The sequence below is a fragment of the Spiroplasma sp. SV19 genome, assembly GCF_030060925.1.
In the GTDB taxonomy this organism is placed as follows: Bacteria; Bacillota_I; Bacilli_A; order Mycoplasmatales; family Mycoplasmataceae; genus Spiroplasma.
In genome coordinates this window covers 1113832-1135628 of the sequence record NZ_CP045455.1, presented here as the reverse complement: position 1 = coordinate 1135628, position 21797 = coordinate 1113832, and the positions used below count along the sequence as shown (strand labels likewise).

The following is a 21797-nucleotide window of genomic DNA, read 5'->3' as shown; positions in this document are numbered from 1 at the left end:
TCTTACTTTGTTTCTTGACACAACAAAATAAGAAGACAAATCAACGCAAACAAAAATATTAGCAATTATGCATAATTACGGTGATTATCTCTTTGATGGTCAAAAACAACATTAAATAATGTATTACTTTTATTAAAATTAATACCCTTTGTTAACCGGTCCCTGGTTCCGGACTGTTCCTGTTGTCCAAGCATAGAAATATCACCACTCTTTCTTTAGTCAAAAATAATACACATATATTCTAACACAAAAAATAAAGTATATACCTTTTATATAAAAAATATTTTTATTTTGTAACAAAAATAAGTAAAAAGTTTGATAAAAAATAATGGCTAATATCTCGAAAAATAAAAAAATAATGCCAGAAATCAAGGAAAACTATCTTTGCACTATTTTGTTTAATCTAATCCGATAATGTATTGACAAAATTAATAATCCCTTCTGAATCATTATTAATATACAATTCAGATGGTAAAACAACAACTTTACTATTTTTTAAAATAGCTTTTATTTTTGTTGTTAAATATTCAACTTGCGGGGCTAATAAAATAATATCATAATCATCATTTTCTAATTCTTCTGGTGTTATTGCAAAAAACTGCATATCATAATTATTTTTTGTAATAACATCATTGATCTTATCTAAAATTCGATTAGTACTAATCCCCGCTGAACAAATTAAACTAATCTTTTTCATATAAAGCCTCCATTTTTCCTATACCTATTCACATTAAATTATACTGATTATAAATTAAAAATGCAATGATTTAAAAAATGGTTGTTAACAAAGGAGATTCATCATAAAATCAAATTTTAAACTAAAAAAATGACTTTGATGTTATTATCAAAGTCATTTATATTTATTATTTATCCCTTGTTTATCGTTGAAAAATCTATAGCAACTTTGTCAGGAATTGTTAACTTAAAATGTTTGAGTCAATATCCGGAATAAAAATCATATGTAAGTCTTCATTAGTTGTTTTAAATAAAATTGTTTTATCATTAATTGATTTAACAGTAAAACCGATCCCATCAATATTAATTCGCATATCAAGTGCGGATGTTAAATCATCAACACTATTCGCTAATTTTCATTCACCATTTGGTTGATCTTGATATTCAATATGCATTTTACCACTAGTTAATCTAACATCACTATCAGCAATTGCTTCATCACTATGACCATTAACTTTTAGCATTGTTGGAATTAATTGCTGAATTGTTTTATTAAGGGGAATTGAAAAAGAAGTATCTCACTTAATAATACGAGCTGTTAATTTTAAATCCGAATTTAAATCATAATTAAATAGTTGATTAACAAAAGATTTAAGATGGTTAATCGGAAGAATATCAATAATTCCTTCTGTACCCGATGTTAATGCTAATATTTTTCAGAAAGGTACTGGAACTTTTTCATATTTAATATTAATAGTTGTTGTTATTAAAAGCACTTTAATCACAACCACAACTGAAATTGGGGTTCTAACAGCTGATCATTCATTACTTTTGTTGTTTCAACCATCAAATAAATTATGCAAAATATGTTCTAAATTAGTAGTAAATTTAATTTTACCACCCTTATTGCTATCGAGATTTTTATTAACATTTAAAAAACCATCATTATTAATGTTTCGTGGTGTATCAAATAAGTACTGAATTAATAGCAACAATAAATTTTGTGATTTTTGCTGTTGATGTTGTTCAATGATAAAATTACGAAAATGAATGATATCTGGTGCTAAACTATTTAAAATATCAAGATATTTTCCTTTAATAGTAACTGTTACTGTTCCTCCTAACGGGATTTTTTCGTTAATTGTCTGATCAATAACCCCATCTTTAAGAAACTCACCAACAAATGGTAAAGTAGTTAATGAATTAACAAAATTTTGTCATCCTTTTCAATTTGCATCACTATCATCAAATTTTGTTGGAATAACAGTTGGTACATTATTAAATAAACCAAACTGAACAATTAAGTCCAAAATAGTTTTAATTGGTAAATTACTACCCGCAATTGGAAGGTTCATTTTTGAAAAAACAATTGTTAAACTTTGATTTAATTTCTGAATTGTTTCATTTGTTAATTTTAAATTATTAGTAGTAACTGCCACAGAAAAATTATTATCCTTTGTTTTTGGATTAATTAATTCTTCTCCCTTAAAATTTGCCGTTAATTCTAATTTCCCATAATGCATTGTTGAGTTATCAACAACTTCAATTTTGTTGAAATTAGTTTGTGCTAATGTTAAATCATCACCAAAGTCAGTAAAATTACTTTTTAAAATATCAAATGCATCATCACCATTAACTGTCTGAAAATCATTACTGTCAACAATTATTGGTGTTAATTCAGAAAAACGATTTAATTTATTAATAATTCTATTTTTTTTCTGTTGAAGAGGATCTTTTTCACTCTCGTCAAATGGTTTGTCTTGTGGAGGCTCAGAATTTGGATCATTGGTTGGTTTTACAACAGAAGGTTGATTTTGACATGCTATAACACTTAAAGCCCCTGAACTAGTTAAAACAAAACTCCCTAAAATAGTTAAAAGTTTTTTCATTTCTTTGTCTCCTTTACACTCTCTACTATCAATAAAAACTTTTATTTAGTCAAAAATAACTATCTAAGAAAACATTCTAATTCAATAACTCCCGTTTATAACCATTAACAATTATTTTTAATTCTTTTTCACCACGTTTATTAACTAGCATATACATTTGTAGTCATTTAATAATATTATCTAAATCAATTAAAGAAACCAAACGAAGGTTCTGCTTAATTTTATACTTCTTAAAAATTAATAAAATCTTATAAACCATAATTGAACTATCAACTGAAAAAGCAATTGAAAACAACACAAAAACACTTTGAGAAAACAGTACAACTGACAAATTATTTTCAAATAAAACACTATGATTTGCTTTCATAGCATTAACATAAATTAAAATCTTATTGACTAAAACCATTTTTAAATATTTTGCTCACAATTGACGGAAAAAATATAATGTTACAATAACTGAAACAAAACCTAAAAAACCAAAAATAACAGTACTATCTGCCATCTTAACTTCAACTTTTTCAATTAAATATGTTGCAATTAAAAGAATTCCGAAAGTAATGGACACAGCACAAATGATTGAATCAGTATAATAATTTGGGAAATATTGCTTACCAATTAAAACTCATCAACTAATAATAAAAGTCATTAAGTGCAATAAATTATGAATAATTAGCAAACGTGAGGTACCTGTTAATAAAAAATAAAAACTAACTTGAATTGCAATTAAAAATATAATTGCCAAAGTTTTTTTCATTCTTATTCTTAAAACACAAAGATTAGTAATATATGAGGCAAAATAAAGGACCGCAAAAAAAACTAGTATTTTAGCAATAAAAAATAATAATTCTCAATCAATATATGTAAACCCAAAAAAAGTAAAAATTAGTTTGTCCATCTTTTTATACCTTGCCTTTATAGAATTACTTCCGGTACTTTAAATTATTATATATATTTATTTTTAAAAATGCAAAAATTTTTTTTAAAAAATAAATGCTATAATTAAAATGAAGTTGATAATTTAAAGAAATAAAATTATTGACATAAAAAATTCAGGAGGTATAAAACATAAATGTTACCAGAAAAAATTGATATTTTTATTGACGAACATGTTGATAAGCCTTTATCAGAATATATTAAAGAGAATCCGCGATTTATCTTAGAATTTGTTAATAGTTTAAATTGAGAAGAAAAATTTGAATTAATTTCTGATTATGTTGCAACAAACGAAGAAATCGAAAAAGCAATTAATACATTAAACAAACATATATCTTTGTTTATTGAAGATGAAATTAAGGAACGCATAATCCAAAATATTTCTGAAGAAGAATATCTGCGTCATAAAGCAATTGTTGAAATATATGAAAAATCTAAAAGTGAATTAGAATTAAGTAAAAAGAAAATCCTAATTAATAAATAAAAAATAATACATTTTGTATTATTTTTTATTTATTAATTTAAGATAGTCACATTTAATTGCTTTTAAATTTTTTTCCAAACAACTGAAATTATTAGTTAATAATAACTTATTAAAATAATCAACATTTTTTGTTTATAATTAGAGCCTAATTGTTCCTTAATAAAAATCTTATCATCTTTTGAAACATCATAATCAGGAAAATGCAATTTTAAATAATATTCAAATGTTTTATTTAAAGGCAACTCAATTAAAAATATATTTTTCTCCTCAATATCTAAAATATCTGCAATGATACTAAAAATTTTATTTCTATATTTCTTAATATTATTAATAGCTTCATTATCATTATCTAAAATAATAAAAACCCTAAAATTTGAGTTACCTGGTGTGACTGAAAGAAGTATAGTTTCTAATTTTTTCTTATAATCTCCATCACTTTTAATTCTTAAACTCTTAAATGTCAAATGAGTTATTGCAAAAATTTCATCTTTTATTTTTTCATTATTATTAATACCCTTAAAATATTTTTTCTCTGTATTAGCTTCCTTTCCTTCAAAACAAATAATGACATATTTGTGCAATGATACCATTAAATCATTTCCTCACAAAAATTCTCAAAATCATCATTAGAAGGATGTGAGCCAATAACTTCATCAAAATAATTTTTCGAAAATTTAAAATCATTTCGAATTGGTTTATTATTTCAACGTAATTCATTAAAAGATGTCACATTATTATCGCGATCAATTATATAAATAGCATCTTTTCTAACTTCTTCAAAAATATAAGGATTATGGGCAGTAAAAATTAGAATAATATTTTTAAAGAAATTTGCTTTAAATAATCTAATAAAAAAACGCGTTAAATTTGGATGTCATGAATTATCTAACTCATCTATTAAAATATAACTATAAGTTTCTAATTTTTCTGTAATTCTTAACAGCATTAATATTTTTGACATAAATTTTAATGTCCCTTCAGAAAGAAGAAAAAATGGGATTTTAGTGCCATCTTTTAATTCAACATGTTGAATTGATAACTGTTTTATCGTTTTATTAAAATTATAGGGATCTGTAATCTTTTTAACTTGAAATGATACACCCCTAACACTTGGATCAATAGTTGAAATAATAATATTAATTTTTTGCTGTAACAATTGTTGTGATTCAGAATTTCTAGTACTATGTAAAAATAACTCATTTAAACTTTCATCAATTAAATATTGTTTTTCTAAAATAAGATTAAAACTAAAGAAAGACTTAAACATTTTTAGTAACATTTCACCAAATGTATTAGCTTCATCAGTTAATAAATTTATAAATTGATTGCTCTCATTTTTTTTAATTTGTGAATTTGCTAATAAATAGAAACGTAAAAAATTTAGTTTAGGCAAATCACCATTCACTTGCTGTCAAATAATTTCTTTATTTTTAAAAATTGTTTCTTCAAAAAAATGTGGATTTCTAATTATTACTTCATGAGTATAGTTTCCATCATCAGTTGCGAAAAAAACCATAATTCTAATACAGTTACTATTAGTATTAAAATCTGATTGATTAAATATTTTTTGTTGACTACGATATTTCATTCCAATCGGATTAATAATTTCCTTATTAAAAATTAAACCCGTCTCATTAAATTGTTGATATTTTAAAAATAATTCTAAAATTGTCGATTTCCCCGAAGCATTGGCACCAATAATACCAATAACAGAATTAAAATCCTTTGTTTCGTTATTTTTAAATTTTATTTCTTTAATTGAATGCTTATAATTATATAAATTTTTATTAGTATCAAATTTTATTTCTACTTCTTTATCAAATTTTCGAAAGCCACTAAATTTTATTGTCTTAATTAAAAAATTGTTCATAATAATATGCTCCCTTGTAATTTTATATCTTCAATTATACATTAAAAATGAGAAAAATCTCATTTTATGAATAATAAGTCATTTATTTTTAACTTAAAATATCAAAAAATATTAAAAATTAACTAATAAAAAACATATTTTAAGATTTTTGAGTTAAAATAGTAGCAAGTGTAATTTTACACATATATAAATGGTCAAATATACCAGAAAGGTTCTAAACATGAAAAAAACTACTAAAAGAAAATTGAAATTATGACATAAAATTACAATCTGAGGAACACTAAATGCGTATGCTTTAGCATTATTGATTGCTGTTTTAGCATTACCGCAAACACCTTGACATTGTCGTTTATTTGCATTCATTAACATCTTTGTTGTATTGTTAATTCAAGTAATTTATTATACTCGCCTTTATGTTAAAAATAAAAATAAAACAATTAAAAGTAAAACCGTTGAACTAAAATAATTTTATATCTTAAAATACACACTTTTGCAAGTGTGTATTTTATTTTAAATAATCAATTATTCACAAGAAATTAAATAATATTTTCGTTTTCCACGACGAACAATTAAGTATTTATTAAATAAAAATTTATCTTTTGTAACAGTTCAAGTTTCATCACCAACAATGTCACCATTCACCGTAATTGCTCCTTGTTCTAAGAACTCTCGCCCTTCTCGTTTTGACATTACAATTTCAGCTTGAACTAATAAATCAAGGATTGGCAAATCAAAAGTTCTTAATGAAAAAAATGGTAAACTACTTTGTAATTGATCTAACTGGTGGACAGATAATTGATGCAAATTACCACTAAATAATGCTTCACTAACAATTTGTGCAGTTGTCAAACCTTCCGCTTGATGTACAAATAATGTTACTGCTTCTGCTAATTTTTTTTGCGCAATTCGCTTTGCTGGTTCTTTTTGATGTTCTTTTTCAATTGTAATAATTTCTGCTTCACTTAGCATTGTTAAATAACGTAACAATTTGCCAGTTTCTTGGTCATCTTGATTAAAGAAGAATTGATAAAATTCATACGGCGAAGTTTTTTCTGGATCTAACCAAACTGCTCCTGATTCTGTTTTGCCAAATTTTGTTCCATCAGCTTTGGTTAATAAATTCATTGTCAGACCACATGCTAAATTATCTTCCCCAATTTGTTTATGAATATAGTCTGTCCCTGACGTGATATTCCCTCATTGATCACTTCCTCCTGTTTGAACAGCGCAATCATAATTAATATATAATTGGTAAAAATCATATGCTTGTAATAAAGTATAAGCAAACTCGGTATATGATAAACCAACATCAATTCTTGTTGCAATATTTTCTTTTGCTAATAAATAACTAATATTAAAATCTTTTCCAACATTTCGTAAAAAATCAATTAAAGTCATTTTTTGTAACCAATCAGCATTATTAACCATTCTTATGTTTTCTCCAATTAATTGTTGCATTTGTTTACTTATTGCTTGGACATTATGCACAATTGTCTGGTCATCTAATAATACCCGTTCTGCTTTTTTGCCACTTGGATCACCAATCATTCCTGTTCCACCACCAATAATTGCAATTGGCTGAAAACCAAACATTTCAAAGCGTTTTAGTAACATAATTTGAATTAAATGACCAACATGTAATGAATCACCGGTTGGATCAAAACCACAATAAACTCCTTTTTTAAAAGTTTGGGCCTTTAATAATTTTGTCTCATTAGTTACTTGTTTTAATAAACCGCGTCATCTTAACTCTTCTATAATATTTTTTACCATCATTTATTCCCTTTACTATTTAAAAAACTCTAATTTGTTAGAGTTATTCTTTCTCGACTTTTGCGATTTTTTTAATTTGATTAGGTTTTTCCTCTTCAATAATTTTTTCTGAAATTGACGCTGATGTTTTTTTCAAATCTTCGTTTACTTTAATTCCCGCATCAATTGCCGAAACTGTTATTTTAGCTAAATCCTTCGCAACAGCACGAACGTTCGGTGATTTTGCAGCAGCTTTAATTAATTTTACTGTCCCAACATCAATTTTTTTCAATACTTTATAAGCCATTTCTTTTGTTGAAGCAGAATCTAAAATTTCTACTGCTCCCTTAACATCTTTAATTCGTAATTCAATATCAGCTGCTACTTCATCTGATTCAATTCCTTGTGATTTTTCTCACACAATTTCAATCTTATTAACCATTTTTTTCAATTGTGGATTATACTTTTTAACTAAATTAATAAAATCTTGCCGTAATTCTGATCCTTTTTTGGGAGCAATAAGCATCCCCGTTACCATAATTGCTAATGTTTTAACAAACTTAAAAGCCATAATTATTCCTTCTCATCAGAATTAGCAAAATCTTTTAATTTATCAACAATTCGATAAGCAATATCTTTATTACGGGCAATAACTTTTACTCATGCTTTAACATTCCGTTTAGCAAAAGCTTCAAAGACATCAATATAATTTGAAACTTTAACAACTGTATCAACAGTAGAGTTTAACATTTCTGATTTATAAGTTAAGTCTTCAACAAAATAATCAAATTTCTTAGCAGCAATTGCAACTTTCCGTGCCGCAATAATTCCATAACAACAAAATACAATTGCTAAACATAATAAAACAATAATTAAAATTGTTTGTGAAATTAATAAATCATCACTAGTTGCTAAGATATATATCATTTTTTTCACCCTTTTTTCTCACCGAATTAAATATTACTTTTACATTATAACTTATTTTATCTAATATCAAAATAAAAATACTTATTTATTCTCATCTTTATCAAGATTTTGACTTTCATTAATTTGGGCTTTAATTCGTTCTTTTCGCTTTTCTTCCGCCGCCCTTGCTGTTCGTTCTTCCATTTCTAACATTCGTGATAAATATGGATTACGATTAGTATAATAATCATTAACATGTTTTGTTTCTGAATTAGAATTCTCTTTTCGTAAATCATGCAAATTTTTATGATATGGGGTAAGCGATTTTGAACGACGTAGAAATTGATTGTTTAAATTACTTTCTTGTAAATTAAGTAATGCCTTAAATCTAACTGCTCCCGCTTTAGTTGAGTTATTTTGAATTAAGCGACGGCGTTCTTCTAATGGCATATTTTCTGAAAAATTATCATCAATATGGTAGGCTTCAGCCACCGCTTGCCGAATTTGTTCATTAATTAGTTTTTGTTCTTCCAGTCCTTTAAACAATGCTGTTTGTTCATATTCATCTACTTGATGACGAGGTTTCGGATTACTAATTTTTTCTTTAATTTGTTCTAATTCCAATGTTAATTCAGCTGTTCGTTCACCAAAAATATTTTCCCCATTCTTACGTGGTTTAAATAAAAATGATACAGTTTTCGCTGCTTGCTCTGATAATTTATTACGATTTTTCAAAGTTGATTTAATTGTGCCACCATCTGTTAACGGATCATATTTTTTAAAATATCGTTCAACATTCGCTTTTTCAACATTTGGAATCTTTTCTTCAACAACATGGATTTTTGCCAATTCAGCTTTCTTCTCAACAATTTTTTGTTCAATAATTTCATTAATTGAATTTGAAGCAGCATTTTCTACTTCATCATGCAAATTATGTTCATAATTACTCATCGTGTTTTTAAATTCATTAGCACCATCAAGTTTTTTCCCATACAATGGCGAAATAACTTCTCCTAATGAATTTAAAGGAGGTTTTTTCTCAACATTATGATCAACACTAGTTGTTTTTGTTGTTTCTTCTGTTTGCTGTTTTTGTTCACGCTTTTGATGAGGATATGCATCATCATGATTATAATAAGATTCTATTTTTTGGTTTTTATTTTCATTCATCATGAAAACCCCCTTTATTTACCTATATTATAAAACATTTCTTACTTTTTAACTAGTCGATTTGAAATAATGTTATGACGACCAACTTTGGCTTGATCAATGCCATTTAATTGAACCGCATCACCAGTAAAACCAATATTAATTTTTGCTAACGATTGACCAACTCCATAAATATCTACTGGTACTCCTTCCTTTTCAAATTCAATAATTTTTTGGACATTAAATCCTGAAGAAACAATAAGTTTAACATAATCATAACCTTGTTGATCTAATTGTTGACGTAAAGCACAAACTAAATGTTTATTTACCCCATTAATTTCGCCAACTGGATATTGTTTTTCTTTACCAAGAAAAAATTTATCAATCAAAGCTGGCGATGTATCAATTCGAACAGCATATAAATTTGGAAACTCAGTAGCAACTTTTAGCGTATCAGTAATAACATCATTATTATAATCAACTAAAGCTACTAATTTATCAGTTGGATAAAACCGTTGATAAGCATGTAATGCTGCAATTAAATCACCATTAAAAGCTTGAATTAAAGCATGGGGCACGGTTCCCATCGGCTCATAATTACCAGCTAATTTTGTTACTTGCGCTACCGTCACAAAATTAGTAATTCCCCCAACTTTAGCAGCATAGCCATCATTTTCTTGATTATAATAATAATCACTACGATCATTCATATAAATAACTGGTTTATTATTTGCTACCTGTAAAACTCGATGGCAATTAGTGGCAATACTAGTTTGTCGTGCTAAAATACCATCAATAATTCCTTCCAAATGACCAAATTGATAATAATGCCCGACTACTTTTAATACCGGTTCATGTGGTTGAATTAAATCACCATCAGTTAAAGCCGAAATTTCAAGTGTTTCTGGATTAAAAGTTTCTGTTTTTAATAATTCAACACATTCATTAACACCCGCTAAAATAACGTTTTCTTCACGCTGAAAAAATTGCATTGTTACGACATCATTTGGTTTCTCATTTTGTAAAATATTAGCTGTCTTTAAAAAATAAACAGCACTATAATATCCTGTTTTAATTTTGCTCATTATAATATTCCTTTCAAAAACTATTTCCAAGATGATATTGTTTTGATGATAATAACATAATTTTTTTACCAACACTAGAAACTGGCAAACCTAATTCTCGTTCTGAACAAAGCATTCCATTTGAAATAACACCCCGTAATTCACTAGGAATAATTTGTATTGTGGATGGCATAATTGCTCCAACTCGTGCAACAACAACTAATTGACCAACATCACAGTTATCTGCTCCACAAATAATCTGAACAATTTCCGGCCCAATGGTAACTTGACAAATATTTAATTTATCAGAATTAGGATGCTGTTTGCGTTCTAAAATTTGACCAACAACAAATTGTGGTTTAATATTAATATTTTGAAATAAATATCCTTCTTTTTTAAACATCGTTGCTAACTCTGTTACTAGTAGTTGATTATCACTATTAATACCTGACCTCAACTTTGTTATTAAATGCTGGCTAGCATTTAACAAATTAAAACTATAGTCTTGCTTATTTTTATTATGAAAGAAAACTAATTCTTTCTTAATAATGTACTCTCCTTGGGTAACGCTTGGCTCATAACCAATCAAAACATCAAAGTTCGGTTGATAAAATAAACCAATTAATTTTGTTTCCATTTTTACCTCTTCTCGCTTCAATTAAAATTCTTAATTTTTGTCTCATTTAAATCTTCAATAATAGTTGTTACCAACTTAATTGTTTCATTAAAATCATCTAAATCAATAATACCACTAATTGTATGTAAATTACGAGCAATTAAACAGGCTTGAATAGTTGGGATTCCACAATCAAATAAATGAACACGCCCAGCATCAGTCCCACCTGGTGAAATATAAAACTGATATTTAATTTGATATCGTTGCATTAAATCAAGTTGATATTTGATTAAATCATGGCGAGTAACATAACCATTGTCCATTCCTCGCAGCATCACACCTTGCCCTAATTGCCCAAAAGTATTTGCTGACTCATAATCTTGCCCTGGTGAAACATCGGTTACAATTGCAAAATCAGGTTTAATCAAAGCTGTCGCCGTTGCAGCTCCACGAGTGCCAACTTCTTCTTGGACACTAAAACCAACATATAAATCAAAGTCCAATATTTTATTTTTAATTTGTTCTAAAACTTCTAAACCTAAAATAACACCCATTCGGTTATCAATTGCTTTTGATAATAACCGTTTATCGCTTAAAAAAACTGTTGGTCCTTCACAAATAACAAAATTGCCCTCTCGAATCCCAGCAGCATATGCTTCTGCTTTTGATGTAAAGCCAAAATCAACTAACATATTTGCAATTGGTGTTGGTTTTGAACGTGCTTCTGGCGATAACAAATGAGGAGCAATCGCTGAAATAGCTCCTATGATAAAAGTTCCATCATCTTTTAACAATTTTACGCGCTTTGCTAATAATGTTTGCTCTCAAATTCCTCCTAATGGATTAATCCGAATCAAGCCTTTTTCATTAATTTGGCTGACCATAAAACCAACTTCATCGCCATGAGCCATTAACATAACCTTTTTAGCGTTTTTAATTCCCTTTTGGTTACGAATAACGGCAAAACAACTGCCTAAATTATCTTGAATTATTTCGGTTGTATATTTTTGATAATATTGCTTCATTAATGTAACAACTTGCTCTTCACATCCTGATGGGCCAAATGCTTGTAGAATGTTTTCATACATTATTTTCTTTTCATTAGTAATTTTCATCTTTATCTTCCTTTCGTCCTTGAAATTATTATATCAAAGTTTATAATTATTATATTGTTAAGAGTTTAACAATATAATAACTAAAATTCAATGATAGTTAAATTTATAGAAAATAAATGGAGGGCACTTATGCGCAAAGTTGCATTAATAATAGATTCATCATCAGGACTTAAGAAGGATGAAATAAAAAAATATGAAGACACTTATTTACTACCGTTATTATTAAATTTCCCAGACGGGAGTGAAGTTGAAGATGATGAAGATATTATTTCATTTAATGAATTTTATGATATCTTAGAACATCAAGTAATTAAAACAAGTCAAATCCCAATGGGAAAAATGCTAAATACTTGAAATGAACTATTAAAAAAATACGATAATATTGTTTTTGTGGGATTATCAAAGGGTTTATCAGGTCAACACGAAAATATTTCAATGTTAGCCCAAGGTGAAGACTATAAAGGAAAGGTCTTTGTGATTGATACTGATGGTGTTAGTGAACTATTAGTTTATATGATTGATCTAATTTATAGTTGAATTAAAGAAGGCGTTGAGTTAACAGAATTTCAGCCAAGAATTGATGTTATTAAAACAAAATTTAGTGCATTTATTATTCCAAAAAGTTTAGAAACTTTAAAACGCGGAGGACGCATTACTGCAGCAGCAGCAGCATTAGCATCACTATTAAAAATAACACCAATTTTAAGATATGATGGTCGAATTGATAAATTTGACAAAACAAGAACATTTAAAAAAGCGGTCGAAACAGCTTTTGGACAAATAAAAAAGGAACGTCAAAATTGAAAAAACATTATTTTACTGCATTCCAAAACAGATAAAGAAACTTTAGATGAAGTTTATCAAATAATTACGAATGCTGGTGCTATAATTACTTCAACATACATTTTAGCAAACGTTATTGCTGCTCACACTGGTCCTAACACCGTTGTCCTAGTATGTTGAGATAAATAAAGGAGGATAACTTTATGAACAAAAAAATTGCAATCCTAACTGACTCATCAGCCGGTTTTACAACAGCAGAAATTAAGAAATTAGGAATCTATGTTATTCCTTTACACATTATTTTGAATAATGAGACAGACATTTTGGATACAGAAGAAGAAACAAAAAAATATCACTTCTATGATATTGTTAAAACAGGAGTTACTAAAACAAGCCAGGCTTCAACGGGTGAATTAATGGCGAAATATGATGAAATTTTAAAAACATATGACGAAATTATTCACTACCCTATTGCAGAAAAACTTTCAAGTCAATATGCAACAGCATATACTTTAAGTCAAGACGAACAATATCGTGGAAAGGTCCATGTTGTTCGAAACCACACTGCTGCTTTTGCCTTAAAAACATTGGTGATTTATGCTAATGAATTAACAAAGCAGAATCTTACTGTTAAAGAAATTATTGCAAAAACAAATGTTTTAGAGCAAAAAACATATATGGCAATGATCCCTGGTAGTTTAGACCGTTTATCAAGAGGAGGACGCGTTGGAAAAGTGTTATTATCATTAATTAACTTATTTAAAATTAAGATTTTAATTCAATGAGGTGAATATCCTAAGAAAATTGCTTCATCGCGAACACTAAATAACTTAATTGAAGCATTAGTTGAAACATGAGATAAATTTAAAAAAACCCTTAAAGAAAAATTTCAATTATTTGTTTTAAAAACAAGTGAATGTACTGATAAAGTTTGAGATAATGTAACCCAAAAATTGGATGAATTAAAAGTAAATTATCATACCGAACAATTAGCTAATATTTTTGTTGCTCATGCTGGTTTAGATACCATTGCCTTTGTTGCAATTCCAGAAGATAAATAAATAGAAAAACCATTTCTAATTTAGAAATGGTTTTTTATTTTTTTGTAATGGCGGAAGTAAAGAGATTCGAACTCTTGCATGGATCACTCCATCTAACGGTTTTCGAGACCGCCCCCTTCAACCAGACTTGGGTATACTTCCAATTTTATTATCCTGGCAGGGGTGATAGGACTTGAACCCACAACGTACGGTTTTGGAGACCGCTGTTCTACCATTAAACTACACCCCTAAATCCTTTTAAATCATAACACAAATATTTTAAAAGCATAATGGTTTTAAAATAAAAAAAGTATCTTCATACTTTCAACTTATAAAACATCATGGCAGGGGTAGCAGGACTTGAACCCACAACACTCGGATTTGAAGTCCGATGTTCTACCATTTGAACTATACCCCTAAAATCGAAATTAAGTATCAAAATTGACACTTAATTATTTTAACAAAATAATTTGAAATAGCAAATAATTTTATTTATTTTATTGTGAAAACCATACACATTTAAGACCACCTAAATCTTTAAAATTAAATTAGGAGGTTTAAAATGATAGCAAGTATTATTACAGAAAACGAGTTATATAAATTACATCATGGTTTTAAAAAATGATATGGACAAGTTACAGCAACTAAGGCAACAAATTATTTTAATTTATGTCATAAATATTATCTTAAAACCCATTCATTAAATCAGTTAATTAAATTATTTTATAAAGGAAAACAAACATTTTACAATTGATCAAACAAAATTAAAGAGTTTTTTAAAAATTCTTATAGTTTTGAGTGATTTAAAAACATTCAATGTGTGTGGTACCTTACATTAAGTTCATTTTTGAGAATTGATTTTTCAAAAAATATAAACTTTACCATTAAACATTACTAAATTAACTAGCGCTTTTAAAATAAAAAAATTACCTCGTCTTAAAAGATTTATGGTAATTTTTATTTTATTCATTGTCATCATTAAAATTTTCGTCAAAATGAAAATGTTCATTTTTTTTATTATGACATTGGTCACAAATTCCATGTCCTTCAATTTTAAAGTGTACTGGCTTTCAATTAGTATTTGTCATTACTTCTTTTAAGTTATCTAACTTAATTTCTTGTAAAATTTTTGAATCCTTAATATGAACAACATTTTTACAAATGTCACACACCATATGAAATGATGGGTTCTCAGCTAAATCATATCAAATTTGCTTACCATCAAAAGAATTAGTAAAAACAACATGTTCACTAATTAATAAGTCAATTGTGTTATAAACTGACATTAAATTAACATTTTTAAATTCTTGTTCTAACAAGTCAACAATTTCTGATAAAGTTAAATGTTGTTTTTCTGTTAAAATTTTAATAACTGCCAATCTAATTTCGGTAATGCGGTAATTTTTACTTTTCAATAACTGCACAATGCTTTCATATGATAATGCCATTTTTACCAGCTCCTTTATTTTTTAATTTCTTCAATAATCTTAACTAAATCTGCCACAGTTTTAATATCTGTTAATTTATCATCTGGTATTTGTATTCCAAATTTCTTCTCAGCGCCAATTACTAAATCCATCAAATCTAATGAATCTAACCCTAATGATTTAAATTCTGTGTTCAAATCAACCTGTTTTGAAACTCCATGTTCTTTTAAAACTTTTTTAATTTCATTTAACACATCCACTTAAAATTCCTCACCTTCTTGTTTCGATAACATTATTATATCAAGTTTAACCATAAAATAATAGACTCCCTATTATTCCCTGTCTCTAAAGGGTTATTTTTCAAACTCGATATAATTGTTGTTTATTATGATAATGATAAATTAAAATCACTTTGGAATAAGCAATTTGTTCATTACTATAATAGAAACTAAGATAACTAGTAGATGACTGTAATAAAACCAATTGTGGAATCCACCATCTTAAAAAATAGTGGTGAAAGCGATCATTATTAAAATAATATTCCCCATAAACATAACTGACTTTTAATCGTAACCGCTTTGGATCTAATGGCGTCTTGTTAGAATTTGGCTCTAATTCTGTCTTACCATCTTTATTAAAAACTTCTAATTTAGGGTCAGGTTTATTACTGTTAATTAACACATTTTTATAAATAAAAACAAAAATAACACTTAAAAAAATAGCAACCGGGACCAAAAAACCAAGAATAATAATAGTTCTCTTAATTAAAACTTTTTTCATTGTTAACTACCTTTGTTGCTAATAAAAAATCAAAGTCAAATTGAGTAAGTAATTCCTGGTTAAATTCCTTATTATAGTAATTTGTTAATTTTTGGTGACAAATATAATATGCCATCGTTAAATTATCGAATCAATTATCCTCTGGCGTAAAACTATTATTAATTTGCGGCCTTAAAATATTTGGTTTAAAAGTAATGTCTTGTGTAAAATTAATATTAAATCCTTCTAACTGCGTAGTAAAAGTTACCTTTGTTTGTTGTAAAAACGGATGTACCAAAAAATTTTTGTTAGAAAAATTATTGCTTGTACTAATTTCAATATGATTTTTGGCTTGATTATAAATCATATTATCAGTAAAAAAATGTTCATATAGTTTTTGTTGTGAATTATATTTTAAATAACCATTTAATGATTTAAAATTATATTTTGTTTCCTTACTTTTTATTGTTGTTATTGTTGGAATTAAAAGATAATGATTATTAAAAAATGTTCATAACTTTGTTATTTTTGAGTAAAAATCAATTGGGAAATTTGATACATAGTTAGAATAAAAAGAACTAAAACTTCGTACGAAAAATAAAGATCTTATCTGTTCACCACGAGGCAAAGCTCTAATAAATTCAAAATAATGTTCAAAAACATTTTGCAAAGTTTGAAATCGTTTCTTTTTTTCATCATAATTTTTATACTGAATAACTCCTATTATTTTGCTTGTTTGATCATATGTTTGCTTTCTATTCCTAAAATTTAGATAAAGTTCTTGATAAGAATTTTTTGTTATTAAGACATTGTCCTTTATAGTGGGAACACTAATAACAAGACTAATTTTATTAATTTTGTCTTCATCAAGACATTGTCCCGGAACAACAACTTTCCCCCAGTTTGAATATTTAACTGCAAGATTTGAAATTTGAAAAACTGTTTGACTATAACCCGTCTGTAATTGGGTTGTTATTTTACAATTTTTCTTGTTGTTAAAATTCCAATATATTTCTAACATTGAGAAACTATAATTAAATGAAAGAAAATGTTTTTGAAAAATATTAGCAATATTATTGGATTGTCTCCGGTCAACTTGATGGGCTATTGTTGGCCGTCCACTTTCTGTAAATCATGGTTTAATATTACCAATATTTGGTCGAATATAAAAAGCATAAGCTTGATTGTTATCGCCATTATCAAAACTAAACAGGGGAATTGTAAAATCTAATGCTAAATTAATTTCATTGTTAGGAGCAAACTGAAACGAATTAAGTACTGCTAATGGTTGGTCAATAAAATTTCCACCAAACAAAATAAAAACCTCCTTAATTAGCATTTACCAAAAATTAAGGAGATTTCCTTGAAATTAATAAGCACGAGCAAAGTAAACTAGATTAGCCGCTGATTGACCGCAATGAAAACAAACTGCTTTTTGTGGTGTTACATCAAAGGGAATACAACGAGAAGTTGTTTGTGTCTCTGCTTTAATCACATCTTCACATTCAATTCGACCACAGAATGGTACTAAAAATAAACCATTCCCTTTTGCCAGTGCCTTTAAATAATCATCATAAGTTGTAATTTCTTGTGTCCGTTGCTGACGGTTATCTAGTGCTCTTTGAAATAAATTTGTTGCAATCTCAGATAGTATCTTTGCAACAGTTTCTTTTACTGCAGTTAATGGCACAGAAAATTTTTCAAAAGTATCACGCCGCGCAATTGTCACTTGGTTTTTTTCTAAATCACGAGGTCCCACTTCAATTCGCAAGGGAATCCCTTTAATTTCAGCATTCGCGGCACGAAAACCAAAGCTTTTATCTGACTGATCAATTTCACAACGATATTCTTGTAGCTCAATTTGTAACTTTTGAGCAACTTGCAACTGTGGATGATCATTGGCAATTGGTAAAATCATAATTTGAGTTGGTGCAATCGCTGGTGGTAAAACAAGCCCATTGTCATCACTATGGGTCATAATAATTCCACCAATTAAACGGGTTGAAACCCCCCATGATGTTGAATAAGCATTTTCCAATTCATTTTGTTGATTTGCAAATTTAATATCAAAAGCTTTTGAAAAATTTTGACCAAAATAATGACTAGTTCCACATTGTAAAGCTTGACCATCATACATTAACGATTCAATCGTATATGTTTCTTCGGCACCAGCAAATTTTTCACGCTCTGTTTTTTGCCCTTTAATAACTGGTAATAATAATGTTTTTTGGGCAAATTCAGCATAAATATCTAAAATTTTTAAAGTAAAATCACGCGCTTCTTGCTTTGTTGCATGAATTGTATGACCTTCTTGTCATAAAAATTCACTAGTTCGTAAAAAAGGTCGGGTTGTTTTTTCTCATCGCAAAACATTTACTCATTGATTATATAATAATGGCAAGTCACGATAACCTTGAATTTCTTTACTAAAAAAGGTCCCAAAAAGAACTTCTGATGTTGGTCGAATATAAAGTTCTTCATCTAAAACTTTGTCGCCAACCTTTGTGACAGTTGCAATTTCAGGTGAAAACCCTTCAATATGGTCTTTTTCTTTATTAAAAAGAGTTTTTGGAATCAACAACGGAAAATAAACATTTTTGACTCCAACTTTCTTAAATTCTACATCTAAAAATTTCTGAATGCTTTCTCAAATTGCATAACCATAAGGTTTAAAAATCATTGTTCCTTTAACAGCACCATAACTAATTAAATCAGCATTTAAAACAATGTCCGTATATCACTGGGCAAAATCAGTTTCTCGTGGTGTAATTTTATCTAACTTTTTCTTCATAATTTACTTCTTTCTATTTTCTGTTAAAAGATCAGAAATATTTCCTTTTTCACCTTGAAAAACTTTAAGACTTAAATGATTACTTTTAACATACGTTTGAATCCGATTTAAATACTGATTATTTTTCATTAAAATTCAACGAATGGCTTCAGGATGAACATCTTCAAAAATTTTTATTCGACGAGTAACATCATCATATTCTCAATCTTTTTTTGTTAAAGTAAATAACTTTTTAATATCAATCGCAATAACAGCAATTTGAGTTGGATCAACTTTTTGTTCTGCAACTCAACTTCAAAAATAATGACGGGTTGAATTGTCTAATTCAAATTCCAAATGATCAGGTTTTTCTAAATAAGTTCAAACAATATATTCACTTTCTTTTGCCAAATGAATATTCTGAACTGGTTGTAATCCAAATTCTAATTGTCGTAAAACATTACTAGTGTCAGTATAAAATAATAACGATTTAATTCGTTGACGATTTAATTCTTTAATAATTTTATATGTTTTACGACGCTTAAAACCAAAGCCAGCTTTAATCTTACCTTGATCGTCATCATCATCTTCAAATAAACTTGTTTCTAAATTATCCGTTGCTGATAATTCTTCTTGTAATAAATTTCGTTTTTTTGCTTTTTTATCATCGCTTACGGTTTTGTCATCATCTTTCTTTTTTAATTTATTAAATAACATCATTAACCCTCCTTGAATAATAACTATACAAAAAAATTATACTTGATTTTTCCTTAACTTATAAGATTGGCGCAACTAATTTTAAACATGTTAATAATAAACGATAACTTAGTGGCTTATATTTAATTGGCCACTCATGTCATAAAATGGCATGTTGGTAATCTCATTCTCAGCGCGGAATAAAACTTGCTACAACTGCTGGGTCATAAATAACAGCTGTTGTTTGATGATCAGAAAAGAAACTTCGATAATCTAAATTACATGTTCCAATCACAGCCACTTCATCATCAAAAATCGCAATTTTATTATGATTAAACATATTATTCATTTCATAAATTTTAACACCATTAGCAATCAAATCTTTACAATAACTTTTTGTTAAATCTAACACAAAGATTTTATCTGTTAAACCTGGAATCGTTAAACGCACATCAACTCCTGCACGAGCAGCTAAAATCAAAGCTTGAATAACTTCATTTGGTGGAATAAAATATGGAGTTGATAATCAAATTCTTTTTCGTGCTTTATTAATTAACGAAATATATAAGTCTTCTGTAATTGAATGATCAATACTAGGACTATGATTAACAATTTGCAAATGTGACTTTCCACTAATATTATATTTTTTTGCAGCAAGAACCTTTGGTTCTAATTCAGTAATTTTTTCATGACGTTTTGTGGCAAAATACCAATCATCTGCAAAAATAACTTCTAAGCCACGAACAGCTTCTCCTTCAATACGAACTTGGGTGTCATGAAAAATTCCAAATTTTCATGATTTATCAGCATACAAATCAGCTAAATTAACTCCCCCCGTATACCCAATTAAACCATCAATGATAACATCTTTCCGGTGATTACGATAATTTGCATTCCCACTAATAAAGGGTGTAATGATTGGCAAATATTTATGAACTTGAACCCCAGCTTTCATTAATTTTTTGATACTTTTTTTACTAATTTTAAAATAACTACCAACATGATCATAAATCATATAAACTCGAACCCCAGCTGTAATCCGTTCCTTTAAAACTGCTAAGAATGATTCAAATAGTTCACCATCAGCAACAATAAAATAAGTTAACAAAATATATTCTTGTGCTTGTTGCAAATCAGTTAGTAACGATTTAAAAACCCGTGTTCCGTTTGTTAAAATTTCAATCCTATTATTTTGATATAATGGTTTATTAGCATTATGCATTAGTAATTCAACAACATTCCCAAATTTCTGTTGAGAACTTGTATATTCTGTTAAACTCGTTTTGTTTTTTTCAGTATAAGTATTATATTCTAATTTATTTAAATGATTGTATAATAATGATTTTTCATTTGAATAATGATATTTACGCCCAAAAAAAACATACGAACATAACCCAATAAAAGGCACAAAATTAATAAAAATAATCCAAGAAAACTTAACCTCATAACGCCGTTTTGAAAAAAAGAAAAAGAATGAAAAAATTAAATCAATAATGACAATTCCTAAAAAAATATATCCAAAATTGACATTAAAAATAATGGTTACCACTATTAATCCCATAATTGCCATTCCAAATAAAAAAATCATTGATAAAATAATTTTTAATCAATTTTTCATTATGTTTCCCCTTTATTGCATCATCTTAACAAGTTTATTATACCAATAATTTAAAAAGAGTTATAGGTATATTATAACTCCTTTTTGTTTCTTTTTAGTTTAAAATCAATAAATTAATGGCGGAACAGGAGAGACTCGAACTCTCGCGCCGGTTACCCGACCTAACACCTTAGCAGGGTGCCCTCTTCACCAACTTGAGTACTGTTCCAAATTGATACCTTATATATTATACAAAAGATATCATTTTAAAC

The 21797-nt window shown here is 27.6% G+C and carries 25 protein-coding genes and 4 tRNA genes; 5 read left to right on the top strand and 24 right to left on the bottom strand.

Features of this window, described 5'->3' with window-relative positions:
* Positions 1 to 65: 65 nt before the first annotated feature.
* The 4 genes from E7Y35_RS05500 to E7Y35_RS05485 form a co-directional block, all read right to left on the bottom strand.
* On the bottom strand, positions 66 to 194 hold the full coding sequence (locus E7Y35_RS05500; protein WP_283271989.1) for a hypothetical protein: 129 nt from the start codon (positions 192 to 194) through the stop codon (positions 66 to 68).
* A gap of 209 nt (positions 195 to 403) precedes the next feature.
* Entirely contained in the window at positions 404 to 697 is a 294-nt protein-coding gene (locus E7Y35_RS05495; protein WP_283271988.1) for a PTS sugar transporter subunit IIB, read from the bottom strand.
* A gap of 220 nt (positions 698 to 917) precedes the next feature.
* Positions 918 to 2564, bottom strand: a complete 1647-nt coding sequence (locus E7Y35_RS05490) for a lipoprotein (protein ID WP_283271987.1) — start codon at positions 2562 to 2564, stop codon at positions 918 to 920.
* A 76-nt stretch (positions 2565 to 2640) separates the two neighbouring features.
* Entirely contained in the window at positions 2641 to 3318 is a 678-nt protein-coding gene (locus tag E7Y35_RS05485; RefSeq protein ID WP_283271986.1) for a hypothetical protein, read from the bottom strand.
* Positions 3319 to 3633: 315 nt separating this feature from the next.
* On the opposite strand from E7Y35_RS05485, the gene E7Y35_RS05480 reads away from it, so the two are divergent.
* Positions 3634 to 3981 carry a hypothetical protein gene (locus tag E7Y35_RS05480; RefSeq protein ID WP_283271985.1) on the top strand — a complete coding sequence of 116 codons (348 nt, stop codon included), beginning with the start codon at positions 3634 to 3636 and terminating at the stop codon, positions 3979 to 3981.
* A 95-nt stretch (positions 3982 to 4076) separates the two neighbouring features.
* On the opposite strand, the gene E7Y35_RS05475 is transcribed toward E7Y35_RS05480, so the two are convergent.
* Positions 4077 to 4571 (bottom strand): RloB domain-containing protein, encoded by a 495-nt coding sequence (locus tag E7Y35_RS05475; RefSeq protein WP_283271984.1) that lies wholly within the window; start codon positions 4569 to 4571, stop codon positions 4077 to 4079.
* Positions 4571 to 5851 carry an AAA family ATPase gene (locus E7Y35_RS05470; RefSeq protein ID WP_283271983.1) on the bottom strand — a complete coding sequence of 427 codons (1281 nt, stop codon included), beginning with the start codon at positions 5849 to 5851 and terminating at the stop codon, positions 4571 to 4573. The genes E7Y35_RS05475 and E7Y35_RS05470 overlap by 1 nt, the downstream gene beginning before the upstream one ends.
* 220 nt (positions 5852 to 6071) lie before the next feature.
* Between E7Y35_RS05470 and E7Y35_RS05465 the strand changes: the two genes are divergently transcribed.
* Positions 6072 to 6317, top strand: a complete 246-nt coding sequence (locus E7Y35_RS05465; protein ID WP_283271982.1) for a hypothetical protein — start codon at positions 6072 to 6074, stop codon at positions 6315 to 6317.
* Between the two features lie 56 nt (positions 6318 to 6373).
* On the opposite strand, the gene tyrS is transcribed toward E7Y35_RS05465, so the two are convergent.
* From tyrS to E7Y35_RS05430, 7 genes are all read right to left on the bottom strand, one after another.
* Positions 6374 to 7624, bottom strand: coding sequence for a tyrosine--tRNA ligase (tyrS, locus tag E7Y35_RS05460; RefSeq protein WP_349306612.1), 1251 nt, complete (start codon positions 7622 to 7624; stop codon positions 6374 to 6376).
* Between the two features lie 43 nt (positions 7625 to 7667).
* Positions 7668 to 8174 (bottom strand): hypothetical protein, encoded by a 507-nt coding sequence (locus tag E7Y35_RS05455; RefSeq protein WP_283271980.1) that lies wholly within the window; start codon positions 8172 to 8174, stop codon positions 7668 to 7670.
* 2 nt (positions 8175 to 8176) lie between these two features.
* A complete protein-coding gene (locus E7Y35_RS05450; RefSeq protein WP_070407141.1) occupies positions 8177 to 8530 on the bottom strand; it encodes a hypothetical protein in 354 nt (117 codons plus the stop codon).
* A gap of 81 nt (positions 8531 to 8611) precedes the next feature.
* Positions 8612 to 9679 (bottom strand): hypothetical protein, encoded by a 1068-nt coding sequence (locus tag E7Y35_RS05445; RefSeq protein WP_283271979.1) that lies wholly within the window; start codon positions 9677 to 9679, stop codon positions 8612 to 8614.
* Between the two features lie 41 nt (positions 9680 to 9720).
* Entirely contained in the window at positions 9721 to 10743 is a 1023-nt protein-coding gene (locus E7Y35_RS05440; RefSeq protein WP_283271978.1) for a nicotinate phosphoribosyltransferase, read from the bottom strand.
* Entirely contained in the window at positions 10730 to 11359 is a 630-nt protein-coding gene (gene ytpR, locus E7Y35_RS05435) for a YtpR family tRNA-binding protein (RefSeq protein WP_283271977.1), read from the bottom strand. The genes E7Y35_RS05440 and ytpR overlap by 14 nt, the downstream gene beginning before the upstream one ends.
* 2 nt (positions 11360 to 11361) lie before the next feature.
* The gene (locus E7Y35_RS05430) at positions 11362 to 12453 is read right to left on the bottom strand and encodes a M42 family metallopeptidase (RefSeq protein ID WP_283271976.1); all 1092 of its coding nucleotides are present in this window, start codon (positions 12451 to 12453) and stop codon (positions 11362 to 11364) included.
* A 129-nt stretch (positions 12454 to 12582) separates the two neighbouring features.
* Between E7Y35_RS05430 and E7Y35_RS05425 the strand changes: the two genes are divergently transcribed.
* Together E7Y35_RS05425 and E7Y35_RS05420 are read left to right on the top strand one after the other, a co-directional pair.
* Positions 12583 to 13425, top strand: a complete 843-nt coding sequence (locus E7Y35_RS05425) for a DegV family protein (RefSeq protein WP_283271975.1) — start codon at positions 12583 to 12585, stop codon at positions 13423 to 13425.
* Positions 13426 to 13439: 14 nt separating this feature from the next.
* Positions 13440 to 14297, top strand: a complete 858-nt coding sequence (locus tag E7Y35_RS05420; protein WP_283271974.1) for a DegV family protein — start codon at positions 13440 to 13442, stop codon at positions 14295 to 14297.
* Between the two features lie 48 nt (positions 14298 to 14345).
* Here E7Y35_RS05420 and E7Y35_RS05415 read toward each other — a convergent pair.
* The 3 genes from E7Y35_RS05415 to E7Y35_RS05405 all read right to left on the bottom strand — a co-directional run bounded on the left by E7Y35_RS05415 (position 14346) and on the right by E7Y35_RS05405 (position 14694).
* Positions 14346 to 14438 (bottom strand) — tRNA-Ser (locus E7Y35_RS05415).
* A gap of 13 nt (positions 14439 to 14451) precedes the next feature.
* A tRNA-Trp gene (locus tag E7Y35_RS05410) sits at positions 14452 to 14526 on the bottom strand.
* Between the two features lie 92 nt (positions 14527 to 14618).
* Positions 14619 to 14694: transfer RNA gene (locus E7Y35_RS05405), tRNA-Trp, on the bottom strand.
* Between the two features lie 144 nt (positions 14695 to 14838).
* Here E7Y35_RS05405 and E7Y35_RS05400 point away from each other — a divergent pair.
* Positions 14839 to 15174 (top strand): hypothetical protein, encoded by a 336-nt coding sequence (locus tag E7Y35_RS05400; protein ID WP_283271973.1) that lies wholly within the window; start codon positions 14839 to 14841, stop codon positions 15172 to 15174.
* 64 nt (positions 15175 to 15238) lie between these two features.
* On the opposite strand, the gene E7Y35_RS05395 is transcribed toward E7Y35_RS05400, so the two are convergent.
* From E7Y35_RS05395 to E7Y35_RS05360, 8 genes are all read right to left on the bottom strand, one after another.
* A complete protein-coding gene (locus tag E7Y35_RS05395) occupies positions 15239 to 15724 on the bottom strand; it encodes a Fur family transcriptional regulator (RefSeq protein WP_283271972.1) in 486 nt (161 codons plus the stop codon).
* A gap of 14 nt (positions 15725 to 15738) precedes the next feature.
* Positions 15739 to 15963, bottom strand: a complete 225-nt coding sequence (locus E7Y35_RS05390) for an acyl carrier protein (RefSeq protein ID WP_283271971.1) — start codon at positions 15961 to 15963, stop codon at positions 15739 to 15741.
* 85 nt (positions 15964 to 16048) lie between these two features.
* Positions 16049 to 16483, bottom strand: a complete 435-nt coding sequence (locus tag E7Y35_RS05385; RefSeq protein ID WP_283271970.1) for a hypothetical protein — start codon at positions 16481 to 16483, stop codon at positions 16049 to 16051.
* The gene (locus E7Y35_RS05380) at positions 16464 to 17777 is read right to left on the bottom strand and encodes a hypothetical protein (RefSeq protein ID WP_283271969.1); all 1314 of its coding nucleotides are present in this window, start codon (positions 17775 to 17777) and stop codon (positions 16464 to 16466) included. The genes E7Y35_RS05385 and E7Y35_RS05380 overlap by 20 nt, the downstream gene beginning before the upstream one ends.
* A gap of 54 nt (positions 17778 to 17831) precedes the next feature.
* Entirely contained in the window at positions 17832 to 19253 is a 1422-nt protein-coding gene (gene proS / locus E7Y35_RS05375; RefSeq protein WP_283271968.1) for a proline--tRNA ligase, read from the bottom strand.
* A gap of 3 nt (positions 19254 to 19256) precedes the next feature.
* Positions 19257 to 19952, bottom strand: coding sequence for an acetyltransferase (locus E7Y35_RS05370; protein WP_283271967.1), 696 nt, complete (start codon positions 19950 to 19952; stop codon positions 19257 to 19259).
* Positions 19953 to 20007: 55 nt separating this feature from the next.
* Positions 20008 to 21546, bottom strand: coding sequence for a cardiolipin synthase (gene cls / locus E7Y35_RS05365; protein WP_283271966.1), 1539 nt, complete (start codon positions 21544 to 21546; stop codon positions 20008 to 20010).
* A gap of 117 nt (positions 21547 to 21663) precedes the next feature.
* A tRNA-Ser gene (locus E7Y35_RS05360) sits at positions 21664 to 21754 on the bottom strand.
* Between the last annotated feature and the right edge of the window lie 43 nt (positions 21755 to 21797).